Source organism: Vreelandella piezotolerans, assembly GCF_012427705.1.
GTDB classification, from domain to species: Bacteria; Pseudomonadota; Gammaproteobacteria; order Pseudomonadales; family Halomonadaceae; genus Vreelandella; species Vreelandella piezotolerans.
Window position 1 is genome coordinate 1,312,877 of sequence record NZ_CP048602.1, and the last position, 12,830, is coordinate 1,325,706.

A 12,830-nucleotide genomic window follows, 5' to 3' on the forward strand; every position below is an offset into this window, starting at 1 on the left:
GCCCGGGTTATTGGGGCCCCTGGTCAGCCTGTAGCGCGGCGGAAGGGAGACGAGTCGCTCCCCAACTACGATGCAGATATCCCTTCACGCGGTCGAGCTCCTCGGTGGATACCGTCGCCAGTTCGCCGCGCTCTAAGGGGTCGTAGTGGTAAATATAGAGTCGCGAGGTGAACTGCTCGAAGGGCAGGGATGCCTCGCCAAAGCGCTCGCCGTTGCCGGACGTGCTGACCTTGACCCCGTCGCCCCAATCTTGGCCACTGTCGTTGTTGGGGTTGTAGAAGTAGACCCGCATGATGTCGTTGGGGTCTAGCGAGGCGCGCAAAATCGTAATGGCGTGCCAGCCAATAAACCGTGCGGCGCTGTCGGTCACGGCAATACCCGCAGGCTGGGGATGAATCAACGGCTGGTTGCCGTTGTAGTACGGATGATAGCTGGCATAAAAATGGCGGACGAAACTATCGACTTCGGCCAACTGGCCGGTCGCGACATCGACATTGATGCTGAAGCCACGGCCAGACCACCAGCCATGAAATTCAGGGTTGACCCAACGGTGTGGATCGCCCTCGCGACCTAAGCAGCGACGTCCCATCTCGGCATAAATTCGGTCCAGATGGGGCACTACGATCAGTGACACCGGATCGAGATCCATCGGCAGCTCGGTAGCCACGCCCGAGATACTCTCGTTGGAGGAAATCGGCTGGCCTTCGAAGTGCATGATGATTTCATCGTCCCGCGCCGCCCAAGTCACCATCTGCAGCAGATAGTCCGGGTCGTTATAGGCCCACATGGAGAGTGCCCGCGCCGATTGGCAGGTAGGGTTGTTACCCTGACCGACACCCAGCGGTAGCCCTAGCATGCACAATACACCCTCGATGAGCCGTGCACGGGGTGAGGCTACCTCGCCATACGCTAGGGTCAAACGCGCCTCGGCCCACTCGGAGAGTTGAAGGTTGAGCTGACGCCACATGGCGGGTGCGACAGGCGGTTGATAGAGGATGCCGCGTTCTAGTAAAAGTGCCAGACCGTACACCGCCTGCGCGGTGGCCGGGTAAACACCGCTGCGAATCAGTGCATGCACCAGCTCTCGGTAGCAGAGCAAACAGTCGCGGCCGGTGGAGGAGAGCCCAAGGGCTTCGGAGAGCAGGTGGTCGCCCTCTTCTAGCAGGTAGCGTAATAGCACCGCATGGTAAGGAGATACCAGGCCGGTATCGTGCATGGCGCGGGCAAAACCAATGGATTCTGCCTGAAGCGTGGCGTTATCCATTCGCTCCAGACGCCCTCGGTAGATATCGATGCCGGGATCTTCCCGGCAGGCTTGTGTCGGGCCATATAGCGAGCTGACGAGTCGATCCGCGCCATGGCCGCTGGCCCCTAGATCGATGTCTGGATTGGCTTGGCAGAGTGCAATCTGGGTGATCATCTGTTTAATGGCATCGACCTGAATCGGGCGCTGCTTGAGAATGCGCCAGATCTCATCGATCAACTGATCGATGACGTACTCATAGCCGATACGCTCGGCCAGATGGTGAAACAGCTGACGAGAAATGTTGGCTAAGCGCCCTTGGGTCTCTCGCTCGGCTTCGCTGGGTGCGTTGAAGAGCAGCCACAGATTGATCGCCATGACCTGGGTAAGGTAGTGATGGGCATGCTCTTGAGAAACGAGCGGGTGGGCATAATCGCCCTTGGCGACGGCGAGAAGCCGTAATTCGCTGAGCGCTTCGATGACGACCACGTTGGCATCGGCGCTTTTCAGCGAGAAGGTCGTCAAAGTAGGTACCAAAAACTGAGGAGTTGCCCAATCGGAACCTTCAAAGACCCCGGCAGACTCGATATCCATCGAGCGATGCTCCAGAGCGGCACATCCGCCTGCTTGAAGGAGCACGCGGCGTGCAGTGTCGAGCACGCGGGGGAGCTTTGACGGTTTAGAAAAGGTTGGCGCCTGCGAAAGCAGGCGCAATGCATCATCGAATTTGCTCAGTAGTCCAGCAAGCTTGCCATCTTGTGTGGCAGTAGCCTCGTGCTTGGTCGTCACGGTGACTCCTTATCCCAGCGTAAGCGGGGATTATACATAGAAGTCGAGATCTTCTTGGCGTTTGAGGAGATCGCGAATCGTATGTGCATCGTCACCCTTAAAGTAGATCAACCCCCAGTGAGTGCCAAAGGCGGTGCGTTTCGTGACGGTCTCTTCCAGCGGTGGGGTCAGCTCGTGAGACTCGAAGTAGGGGTGATCTTCCGTCTCTTCTGGAATCTCTAGGCGGCTCACGACGCGGCGGCGTGGATAGACGCCGAAGCAGCCTGCAAAGCCGTCGGCATCGACGATCTCTTTCGGGAAGAACTCAGCCACTTCTTCTTTGGTGCTTTTCGGGTCGAAGACCAGCATGGACGCCTGATAGGCGTTAAAGCCGTAAACCCGCTCCAACAGTTCGAAGACTTTGAAGCCCGGCGGACGGTAGGCGACCTCACCAAAGTACATCTCACCGTCGCTGGTGACGAAGTATTCGGGGTGAATCAGACCGAATTCGATATCGAAGGCTTTGATCAGTTTTTCGATCTGCGCGGTGATTTGCGCGCGATACTTCTCCAATTCTGGGGAAGCAGGCACGAAGACCGAGTAGCCCAGCGTGACGTACTCGGAAATGTTCAAAAAGGCGATTTTGCCATCGTGAATCCACGCCTCTACCGCGAACTCCCAGCCATCCAGGTGTGACTCCATCAGGACTGGAAACTCCTCCTCGGGGATCGTATCGACTTCGTCAGGGGTACGAATGACCCGGTGGCCCAAACAACCCGCTTTGTCGAAGGCCTTGAGGTGGATGGGGTCGTTGGGGTCGCCATCGAGCTTCAACAGCGTCTGGTTGACGCGCTTGAGAAAGCGGATGACATCCTCTTTGTCGTGGGCTTCTTCGAAAATGCCCACCCGAATGCCACCAAGCTGTGCGCGGCGTTTCATGAGTGCCTTATCACGCAGTAGCAGCGACTGGCCGTAAAGACGCGGATTGTCGAGCAGCACCGAGTTGATGGCCCCCGCCCACTCCACGGTCTCTTCGAATAGGGGGATCGCCACGTCGACGCCTTTTTCCTTGAGCGTTTCGGCGATCTCCATGGAGCGGTCATTGAGGCGCTCGAAGTTCCAAGGGACGTAGGGAATGTCGTGCTTTTGGCAGTACTCCTCCGCCCAGTCGGGTGCCACCACGATATATCGGCGGTCAAAGTTTTCCGCCGCTTCGATCGCATTGAGGCTCCAGCCTAAGAGGGCGATATAGCCCTTATTGGGATCCTTTTGCATGGTGTTGACTCCTCTGGGGTGATGAATGGTCTTGCCAACTGCTCTCTTCACCATACACGACCCGAACCATTCTGGGCTAATTAGCAGCTTCTGAAGCGAAAATAGCGGGAATTCGCCCACGTTAGCGATGTCTGCTAAAGAGCCCAGCGCGAATATGGTAGGCTTGCCCAGTAACGATACGTTCAAGTGGCAAGAGGATTAGGCCAAGATGGCGGCCAAGCCGATCTACCGTGTAGTGGTTCACCAGCAGGGTGAAATTTGGGATTTATACGTCAGAGAGATCTTTCAAAGCGAACTCTGGGGCTTTATTGAAGTCGAGGAGTTTGTCTTTGACGATGCGTCGCGGGTGGTGGTGGATCCAGGAGCGGAAAAACTGCAGCGAACCTTCGAGGGAGTGAAGCGTAGCTACCTGCCGTTGAATGCCATTGTGCGGATCGATGAGGTAGAGCGTGAAGGCCCGTTGAAAGCCGTGAAAAGTGATGCTCGCGTCGCAGAGTTTCCTCGTCCCTTCCCGTTACCGCCCCGCGGGGAAGGGTAAGCGCCTAAGACATGCGCAACGCTTTGAGCGACACGCGCGGCGGCTTCGTCGGCCACGCGCGTTTTTTTGACCAGGACATGACGTCATGCAAGTAGAAAAAATTCGCAGTAACTGTTATGCCGCCGCTGTGGGCGTGCTGTTAACCGTGAGCAGCCAAGCAGCGCTAGCTCAATCCGATAGCCAAGCTTGGGTGAGCGATGAACTGAGCACCTATGTGCGTAGCGGGCCGACAGATGGTTATCGCATTGTGGGAACGCTGAACGCCGGCGAGCAGGTCGAGGTGCTGGAAACCAGCGGCGATTACACACGGGTACGCAGTAACAGCGGCGACACCGTTTGGGTGCTCAGCAATGAGCTGCAGCAAACGCCCAGCGCGCGTCAGCAGCTTCCCGAGCTGCAAGCCCAAGTTGAAGAGCTGACGCAAGAGCTAGACGGAATCAACGATACCTGGGAGCAGCGGGTTTCCTCCATGACGGAAACTCTGGATATTCGCGAGCAGCGTATCGCCGACCTGGAAGCCCGAAACGCCGAGTTGGACAATCAAGCGGAGCAGTCTCGCCAGCAGGTGCGCGCCCTGCAGGCCCGCTTGGATACCCAGGAGGAGGACTTGCTGATGCGCTACTTCATGTACGGTGGCGGTGTGGCAGGGGCCGGTCTGTTGGTAGGCTTGATCGTGCCGCATTTACCGCGCCGTCGTAAAAAGCGCGATCGCTGGTTCTAAACGTGCTTTCCAAGCAATAACGAGGTAGCTCATGGAGAATCCCTGGCGGCAGCGCTGGCAAGAGGGGCGCATCGGCTTTCATCTCGAGGAGACTCATCCTGCGCTGGTCAAGCACTGGCCGGAATTAGGCGTGGCCGATGGGACCAAAGTGCTGGTGCCACTATGTGGGAAGAGCCTAGACATGCGCTGGCTGGCGGATCGCGGGCACCCAGTGCTCGGCATCGAGCTTGCACCGGAGGCCATCGAGCAGTTTTTGGCTCAGCGACGCAGCGGTGTTTCGCGCTATACCCAAGCGGGGTTCGAGGTGTCTCGGCAGGGCAGTATCGAGCTGTGGTGCGGTGACTTTTTTCATCTGCATATTCAGCAAGCGGCAGAAGTGGGCGCGTTCTACGACCGGGCCTCTTTGATTGCATTGCCACCGGCAACGCGAGAGCGTTATGCCTTTCATTTGGCGCAATTGACCCCGCCGGGAGCAAAAGGGCTGTTGGTGGGGCTTACCCATGGCGATGGCGAAGCGGGGCCGCCTTTTAGCGTGCCGGATGACGAAATCGAGCGCTTGATGACGCCCAACTTCCATGTCGAGCTGCTGGCTCGTCTAGAGGCTGATGCTCGTGGCCGCAGCGAGAGCCTATGGGCGTTAGAACGTCGCGGGCCACGGGTATAAACGAGCGCTTATCGGGCTAGCAGCCTGCCCAGCTCTGGGTCACTGAACGCCCGATTCAGTCCATCGCTAAGCAGATCGTTGAGCATACGTGTATTGGCATCCTCGCCGGGCTTGATGGCGTAGCCTTGGGTACGGCGTGACGTATACGTGCCGGTATAAGTCGTGCCCTGGTTGTGTGCGATCGCACGGAACACCCCTTCGATGCGCGCTTCATCGATCAGCGGCTGGCCACTGTCGCCACGTCCGTAATCCAAGCTGGCAAGCTCTAGCGTCAAACTGGGACGACCCTGCGCGGTTTCGCGGGTGGGAGTGAACCCCATATCGCTGGCGGCGCGTTCGGCTTCGGCCTGCAGGCGCGGGATCAATTCGTGACTGCTGACGGTAATCTGCGCGGTGGACATGTTGCCGCCCGTCCGCGTACCAATGACTTCACTCGGCCGGGCGTCGACGGCCACGACGGTAACTTGTTGACCCGAGCCGGTTTGTGGCACGTTGGCGCTACGGGTGGGGTTGAGCTGTAGATACTGAGGGCTTGCGCAGCCTGCTACCAGTAAGGTGGCCAGCAGCGCACCCGACGCGCGTAAAAAGTGACGCCGACGCATATTACTCTCCGCAATCATCCTGGTTGAACGAGACAAAGGCCGCAGTATAGACCTGAGTTTACGCGAGACGCCAGCCATGGCTAGGCCACGCGGGTCTGTTGCTCGGGTATTTTGGCCTCTTCTTTGAAACGGTGCCACTGGCGCGGATGGGCAAACAACCGCTGGCCGCGGCGCATATGCAGGCGCTCGAAATCGGCATGGCGAACGGTGGCTTGCCACGGAGTGGCTAGCCAGTCGGCCTCTAGCTCTACGCGCACTTCGGCACCGACCGGGGAGATGGCGGTAACGGTCACCGGTAGGTGGCACTCCGCACTGGGCTCCTCTGCAAGGCGCACCTCATGGGGGCGGAGCAACAGCTCTTCATCGCCGTCGGACAAGTCCACGTTCAGGTGGGCATCGCCGCAGGTCAGTACGCCATTGCGAACGCGCCCTTCTAGGTGGTTCACATCCCCCAAGAACTCGAACACGAAGCGGTTCTTCGGCGCGCGGTAGAGCGTATCCGGCGTGTCGATCTGCTCGATGCGGCCGTTGCTCATGACGACCACACGGTCTGAGAGCTCCAGTGCTTCTTCCTGATCGTGGGTGACGAACACGCTGGTGAAGTTCAGCTCGTCGTGCAGGCGACGCAGCCAGCGGCGCAGATCTTGACGCACTTTAGCATCCAATGCCCCAAACGGCTCATCGAGCAACAGTACGTCTGGCTCTACGGCGAGTGCGCGCGCCAACGATACGCGCTGCTGCTGGCCACCGGAAAGCTGTGCAGGGAGCCGATTTGCCAAGTGCTGAAGCTGAACCATTTCCAGGAGTCTAAACACCCGTGCACGAATGTCGCCGCTGGAAGGACGACGCTTTTTCGGCATCACCGTGAGACCAAACGCCACGTTGTCATAGACGCTCATATGGCGAAACAGGGCGTAGTGCTGGAAGACGAAGCCGATACGACGATCGCGAACGTGCACGTGGGTAACGTCACGGTCGCCGAACAGTATTTTACCCGGCTGCGGCGAGCGGTCGGCGCTTTCCAGGCCGGCTATGATGCGTAGCAGAGTGGTTTTGCCCGAGCCGGAGGGGCCTAGCAAGCCCACCAGTTCACCTTCGTGAATATCCAAATTGATCGGTTCGAGCGCCTGGGTGTTGGCAAAGTGTTTGGCGATATTCTGTAAGCGAATACTCATGAGAATGCCTCCCGGCGCGATGCGCGCCATTCAAGGCCTGCCTTGGCCGCAAGCGTGAACAGGGCAATCAGCGCCAACAGCGCAGCGCTGGCAAACGCCCCGACGGCGTTGTAGTCCTGATAAAGCTGCTCTAGGTGTAGCGGTAGCGTATTGGTTTGCCCGCGAATGGCTCCTGAGACAACCGACACCGCGCCAAATTCACCCACCGCACGGGCATTGGTCAGGATGATGCCGTACAGTAGTGCCCAGCGGATGTTGGGCAGTGTGACCCGCCAAAACGTCGTCCAACCAGAAGCACCTAACGTCACGGCGGCTTCTTCCTCGCGTGACCCTTGCGCCTGCATGAGCGGAATCAATTCCCGCGCCACGAATGGGCAGGTGACGAAGACGGTCACCATCAAAATGCCCGGCCAGGCGAACATCAGCTGAATGTCGTGGCTATCGAGCCAGCCTCCGATCCAGCCGTTGCGGCCGTACAGTAGGAGATAGATCAAGCCAGCGACGACAGGAGAGACGGCAAACGGAATGTCGATCAGCGTTTGCAGAATGCGCCGTCCCGGAAAGCTAAAGCGCGTCACCAGCCACGCCAAGGCGACACCGAAGACCAAGCAGATGGGGATGGTCATCAGCGCGATGATCAGCGTGAGACCAATGGCGTGCAGAGTGAACGTATTGCTCACGTTCCCCCAAAACACTGCCACACCTTGAGAGAACGCTTGAGCAAAAATAGCCACCAGCGGCAGCAGCAGAAATAGCGCGGACAGCAGCAAGGCTGCGCCAATCAACAAGCGCCGCACGGTGGGCGCGTCACCAATCCGGCGCATTATCCTTTTCCTCCATGCAGGCGGCGCACGAAACGCCCCTGCCAGATGTTGATGGCGAGCAGCAGTGCTAGCGAGACGAACAGCACCACCGAGGCAATGGCGGATGCCCCCGCATAGTCATACTCCTGCAGCTTGACGAAGATCATCAGCGCGGTAATTTCGGTTTCGTAGGGCATGTTACCCGCAATGAAGATGATCGCGCCGAACTCGCCCAGTGAGCGCACGAAGGCAAGCCCGGTGCCGGTGACGAGCGCGGGCCATAGATGCGGCATGATGACGCGGCGAAATGCCACGCCATCGGTGGCACCCAGGGACATCGCGGCTTCGTCCACTTCGGCGGGTAAATCTTCCAGCACCGGCTGAACCGTGCGCACCACGAAAGGGATACTGGTGAAGGCCATCGCTAGGGCAATTCCCACCCAAGTATAAGCGACCTGAAACCCCATCGGCTCGATGATACTGCCCACCCAACCGTTGCCCGCATAAAGCGTGGCGAGGGTAATGCCTGCCACTGCGGTGGGCAGGGCAAAAGGGAGATCCATCAGCGCATCGAGCAGGCGTTTGCCGGGGAACTCATAGCGTACCAGTACCCAAGCCAAAAGCAGGCCAAATACCGCATTCACCAGCGCGGCGACCGCTGCCGCGCCGATGGTGACCATGTAGCTGGCCACCACGCGGCCCTCGGTGATGATCGCAACATACTCGGCCAAGCTCAGTTCGGAAAGCTGACCGAACAGCCCCGTCATCGGCAGAAGCAGTACCAGCGAGATGAACAGCACGCTGATGCCCATGGATAGACCAAAACCCGGCAGCACGCGCGTGCTGCCGGATCGCCAAAATGCTAACTGGCTCATGAGATACCGTTAACGACGCTGCAGTTGATCGAGAAGAGCACCGCCTTCGAAGTGGGTCTCCATCGCTTCTTCCCAGCTGCCGAACACGTTCTCGACTTCGAATAGCTCGGTGTCGGGGAACTGGTCGGCAAACTCGTCGACCACCGTCTCGTTATGAACGCGGTAGTTGAAACCTGCTAGCTGGCGCTGCGCTTCTTCGGTGTAGAGGTACTCCAGGTAGCCCTGGGCGAGGTCGCTGTTCCCGTTACGCTCGGCGTTCTCACCCACGACTGCCACCGGGAATTCGGCCAGAATGCTGACTGGCGGAACGACCACTTCGTAGTCATCGCTGCCGTACTCGCTGCGGATATTGTTCACTTCTGACTCGAAGCTGATCAATACATCACCAATGCCGCGCTCGATGAAGCTGGTCGTGGCACCACGGCCGCCGGTGTCGAAGACGGCAACGTTACGCAGGAAAGTGCGCATGAAGTCCTGTATCTGCTCTTCGTCACCGTCGAATTCGTTTTCGGCGAAGCCCCAAGCGGCTAAGTAGGTGTAGCGGCCGTTACCCGAGGTTTTCGGGTTAGGGAAAACGATCTGAACGTCTTCCTGGGCTAAGTCATCCCAGCTTTCGATGCCCTTAGGGTTGCCTTTACGCACCAAAAACGCCGTGGTGGAGTAGTAGGGCGAGGCGTTGTTCGGGAACGCATCCTGCCAATCTTCTGCTACCAGACCCGCATCGGCCAGTACCTGAACATCGGTCACTTGGTTGAACGTCACGACGTCGGCACGTAGCCCCTGCATGATGGCACGCGCCTGAGCAGAGGAGCCGCCGTGCGACTGACTGATGGCGACTTCTTCGTCATGCGCCTCTTCCCACCATGCCTGGAACTCTGGGTTGATGGCGGCAAACAGCTCACGGGCGATGTCGTAGGAAGAGTTCAGTAGCTCGCGTTCCTGAGCAACGGCAGCGCTGGAGAAGGTCATGCCAGAAACGGCAGTACCTAGGGCGACGGCCAGCAGGCTGCGGCGAAGGGTAGTACGGAATGCAGTGGATGACGTCATTGCAAACTCCTAGAAACGATGGGCGATGATGCTCGCAATGCTGTTAAGGTTAAACCTTGGATTGTGGAATTACAATCGTGTTTTATATTCTATTTGGAAATATGTGTTGACGTATCGAGCGAGCATGGCCCGTCTTTCAGGCTGGTTGGTCGTGCGTTCTGGGCATAGGGCTTCGTGAGCAGCTCTGGTAAGATATGCGCTTGAATGTCTTTCTTATCTCATCATCACGTACTGTTTATCCGAGGACCCCGCCATGAGCGCTGCCCAGGAATTTTTGATTGCCCCGTCGATACTCTCCGCCAATTTTGCGCGGTTGGGCGAGGAGGTCGATAACGTTCTGGCGGCTGGCGCCGATGTGGTGCATTTTGATGTGATGGATAACCATTACGTGCCAAACCTGACCATTGGGCCGATGGTATGCAAGGCCCTTCGCGACCATGGTGTGACCGCACCCATCGATGTTCATCTGATGGTGAAGCCAGTGGATCGTATGATCAGCGATTTCATCGAGGCTGGGGCTAGCTACATCACTTTTCACCCCGAAGCCTCCGAACATATCGATCGCTCTTTGCAGCTCATTCGTGATGGCGGCTGCAAAGCAGGGTTGGTGTTCAACCCGGCCACACCGTTGTCATACCTCGATTATGTGATGGATAAAGTGGATATGGTGCTGCTGATGAGCGTCAATCCTGGGTTTGGCGGCCAGTCATTCATTCCCGGTACGTTGGACAAACTGCGCGAGGCACGGGCGCGTATCGATGCGGCGGACTTGCCGATTCGCCTTGAAATCGATGGCGGCGTGAAAGTCGACAATATTGCAGACATCGCCGCCGCTGGTGCCGATACCTTTGTTGCTGGTTCGGCGATTTTTAACGCCCATCAGGCAAGCGACCCGCATGGCTACGACAGCGTGATTCAGCAGATGCGAACGCAGCTCGCTAAGGTGCGCTGAGACGGAAAGCGCGCTAAAACACAAAAGGGCGGCTGATCTTCCGCCCTTTACATGTCCTTAGTGAAGTTTCATACGTGGTTTGAGGTAGCGGTTCAATTTATCCACTAGCCAAGCAAGCCCGGTTTTCGGCGCGCCGTGAATCGAGAGCTGATGCATGCGATAGAGCGACGCGTAGGCTTGGCGCGCGAGCCATCCCTCCAAAAATAGACCTCGCGAGGCCGAGCTGCGCATCAAGTTCCCGACGGCATCGTAGCGGGCCAGCGATACCAATGAGCCATGGTCGTGATAGGTAAAGTCTTGCAGCGGCTTTTTAGCTAGACAGTGTTCTAAATTCTTCGCTAGTAGCTTTGCCTGCTGATGCGCAGCCTGAGCGCGAGGCGGTACCGTGGCTTCGTCGCCTTGGGGGCAGCAAGCACAGTCGCCCATCGCAAAAATATGCGAGTCGTCCACGCTTTGTAGTGTCTGTTTGACGTTGATCTGATGGCGCTTATTCGTGCTCAAACCCAGCTCGGCCAAAAACGAGGGAGCCTTGATGCCTGCCGCCCACACATTCAGGTCGGTTTCTATTATTTCCCCGTCCCCTGTGACCAACTGATACTCCTGAGCTTCTTGAATTGCCGTGCCGACATGCACGGTGACACCCAGGCTCTCGAGTTCCTGCTGAACGGTCTGGCTGATACGTTCGGATAAGCCGGGCAGCAGACGCGGTGCTGCCTCGATCAAATGCACGCTGATCGTTTGGTGATCCACCGCTGTGACGCCGTAGGCATTGAGCAGCCGAGATGCGTCGAGGAGTTCGGCGGACAGTTCAACGCCCGTCGCTCCGCCCCCGACGATGCCAATGGTGAGCTGAGTGTGTTGGCGCAGACTGGGGTCGGTATAGCGCAGAAACGTGTTGATCATGTCCCGCTGGAAGGCTTTGGCCTGCTGGGGAGAGTCGATGAAGTGGCAGTGCTCTGCAACGCCTTGGGTGCCAAAATCGTTGGATACACTGCCTAGCGCAAGTACCAAGTAATCGTAGGTGAGCTGGCGGGCGGGAAGCACTTCCATGCCATCTTCGTCTTCGATGGGCGCTAGGTGAATGACCTTCTTGTCACGATCCAAGCCATTCAGCGAGCCGCGCTGGTAGCGGTAGTAGTGGGCCGAGGAGTGACCGCGATAATCCACTTCATCCATGCTGGAGTTGAGTACCCCGGTAGCTAGCTCGTGCAACAGCGGTTTCCATACGTGGGTGGCATTGCGGTCGAGTAGGACGATCTCAGCGCGCTTTTTCTTGCCCAGCGTATGCCCAAGGCGTGTGGCAAGGGCTAGCCCGCCTGCACCGCCGCCCACAATCACAATTCGGGGAATGGCCATTACTCTCTCCTTGGCAAATATAGCCACAGCATAGAACTTTCTACGCTGTATGACGAAGGTCTAAACGGGTAAGATGATGGAATTAATCGACATTATCGTGAACCAGTCGCTTAGACGCATCAGTGAGGCCGGCGCGTGCATACCATTTTGCAAGAAAAACGGTTAATTGCCTTTGATCTAGACGGTACGTTGATCGACTCGGTGCCGGATTTGGCCGTTGGCGTGCAGCGGGCGCTGCACGACGTTGGGCTGGCCCAGCCGAGTGAAGCGCAGGTTCGCGACTGGGTGGGCAACGGCGCTCAGGTGCTGGTGGAGCGAGCGCTGACCTGGGCGCTAGGTGAGCGACCCGAGGCGGCGCTGCAGCAGAACGGCCATGAAGCGTTCATGCGCCACTACGGAGCTGCACCCAACGCGTTGACGACGCTTTACCCTGGCGTATCGGAAGCGCTTCACGCACTGCGTGAAGCAGGTTTTGCCCTGGCCCTGATCACCAACAAACCCGAGCGGTTCATTGCGCCTATTTTAGATCACTTCGGTTTGCTAGCACTGTTTACGCTTACCGTGGGGGGCGATTCGCTCAGCGAGAAAAAGCCAAGTCCGGTGCCATTGATTCATGTGGCGCAAGCGTTAGACATTGCTCCGTCAGCCAGCGTGATGGTAGGTGATTCTCGCCACGATATTGCGGCGGGTAAGGCGGCTGGCTTTGCCACCGTGGCGTTGCCGTACGGCTATAACCACGGCGAGCCTATCGCGCAGAGCCAGCCTGATCTGCTCGTCTCCTCCCTCCGCGATCTACTCGGCTAACTCAGCT

13 protein-coding genes are annotated in these 12,830 nt (G+C 58.1%); 5 read left to right on the top strand and 8 right to left on the bottom strand.

Going from position 1 to position 12,830, the window contains the following annotated elements; all coding sequences use genetic code 11:
* Positions 1 to 7: 7 nt before the first annotated feature.
* Positions 8 to 2,032 (bottom strand): hypothetical protein, encoded by a 2,025-nt coding sequence (locus tag GYM47_RS06060; RefSeq protein ID WP_139525571.1) that lies wholly within the window; start codon positions 2,030 to 2,032, stop codon positions 8 to 10.
* A gap of 30 nt (positions 2,033 to 2,062) precedes the next feature.
* The gene (locus tag GYM47_RS06065) at positions 2,063 to 3,286 is read right to left on the bottom strand and encodes an ATP-grasp domain-containing protein (RefSeq protein WP_139525572.1); all 1,224 of its coding nucleotides are present in this window, start codon (positions 3,284 to 3,286) and stop codon (positions 2,063 to 2,065) included.
* A gap of 208 nt (positions 3,287 to 3,494) precedes the next feature.
* On the opposite strand from GYM47_RS06065, the gene GYM47_RS06070 reads away from it, so the two are divergent.
* The 3 genes from GYM47_RS06070 (at position 3,495) to GYM47_RS06080 (ending at position 5,209) form a co-directional block, all read left to right on the top strand.
* Entirely contained in the window at positions 3,495 to 3,824 is a 330-nt protein-coding gene (locus GYM47_RS06070) for a DUF1820 family protein (RefSeq protein ID WP_009100748.1), read from the top strand.
* A gap of 85 nt (positions 3,825 to 3,909) precedes the next feature.
* Positions 3,910 to 4,545 carry a TIGR04211 family SH3 domain-containing protein gene (locus GYM47_RS06075; RefSeq protein ID WP_139525573.1) on the top strand — a complete coding sequence of 212 codons (636 nt, stop codon included), beginning with the start codon at positions 3,910 to 3,912 and terminating at the stop codon, positions 4,543 to 4,545.
* Between the two features lie 31 nt (positions 4,546 to 4,576).
* Positions 4,577 to 5,209 (top strand): thiopurine S-methyltransferase, encoded by a 633-nt coding sequence (locus GYM47_RS06080; protein ID WP_153842414.1) that lies wholly within the window; start codon positions 4,577 to 4,579, stop codon positions 5,207 to 5,209.
* 8 nt (positions 5,210 to 5,217) lie between these two features.
* On the opposite strand, the gene GYM47_RS06085 is transcribed toward GYM47_RS06080, so the two are convergent.
* The 5 genes from GYM47_RS06085 to cysP form a co-directional block, all read right to left on the bottom strand.
* The gene (locus GYM47_RS06085; RefSeq protein ID WP_139525575.1) at positions 5,218 to 5,811 is read right to left on the bottom strand and encodes a YajG family lipoprotein; all 594 of its coding nucleotides are present in this window, start codon (positions 5,809 to 5,811) and stop codon (positions 5,218 to 5,220) included.
* An 80-nt stretch (positions 5,812 to 5,891) separates the two neighbouring features.
* Positions 5,892 to 6,986, bottom strand: coding sequence for a sulfate/molybdate ABC transporter ATP-binding protein (locus GYM47_RS06090; protein ID WP_153842415.1), 1,095 nt, complete (start codon positions 6,984 to 6,986; stop codon positions 5,892 to 5,894).
* Positions 6,983 to 7,810 carry a sulfate ABC transporter permease subunit CysW gene (gene cysW / locus GYM47_RS06095; protein ID WP_139525577.1) on the bottom strand — a complete coding sequence of 276 codons (828 nt, stop codon included), beginning with the start codon at positions 7,808 to 7,810 and terminating at the stop codon, positions 6,983 to 6,985. Before cysW ends, GYM47_RS06090 begins: the two co-directional genes overlap by 4 nt.
* The gene (gene cysT, locus GYM47_RS06100) at positions 7,810 to 8,664 is read right to left on the bottom strand and encodes a sulfate ABC transporter permease subunit CysT (protein WP_139525578.1); all 855 of its coding nucleotides are present in this window, start codon (positions 8,662 to 8,664) and stop codon (positions 7,810 to 7,812) included. Before cysT ends, cysW begins: the two co-directional genes overlap by 1 nt.
* A 9-nt stretch (positions 8,665 to 8,673) precedes the next feature.
* Positions 8,674 to 9,711, bottom strand: coding sequence for a thiosulfate ABC transporter substrate-binding protein CysP (cysP, locus tag GYM47_RS06105; protein ID WP_153842416.1), 1,038 nt, complete (start codon positions 9,709 to 9,711; stop codon positions 8,674 to 8,676).
* Positions 9,712 to 9,964: 253 nt separating this feature from the next.
* Here cysP and rpe point away from each other — a divergent pair, with 253 nt between their 5' ends.
* Positions 9,965 to 10,663, top strand: coding sequence for a ribulose-phosphate 3-epimerase (gene rpe / locus GYM47_RS06110; protein ID WP_139525580.1), 699 nt, complete (start codon positions 9,965 to 9,967; stop codon positions 10,661 to 10,663).
* A gap of 57 nt (positions 10,664 to 10,720) precedes the next feature.
* Here rpe and GYM47_RS06115 read toward each other — a convergent pair whose 3' ends face one another.
* A complete protein-coding gene (locus GYM47_RS06115; RefSeq protein WP_139525581.1) occupies positions 10,721 to 12,019 on the bottom strand; it encodes an NAD(P)/FAD-dependent oxidoreductase in 1,299 nt (432 codons plus the stop codon).
* A 135-nt stretch (positions 12,020 to 12,154) separates the two neighbouring features.
* Here GYM47_RS06115 and GYM47_RS06120 point away from each other — a divergent pair, with 135 nt between their 5' ends.
* The gene (locus tag GYM47_RS06120; RefSeq protein ID WP_139525582.1) at positions 12,155 to 12,823 is read left to right on the top strand and encodes a phosphoglycolate phosphatase; all 669 of its coding nucleotides are present in this window, start codon (positions 12,155 to 12,157) and stop codon (positions 12,821 to 12,823) included.
* Positions 12,824 to 12,830: the final 7 nt, after the last annotated feature.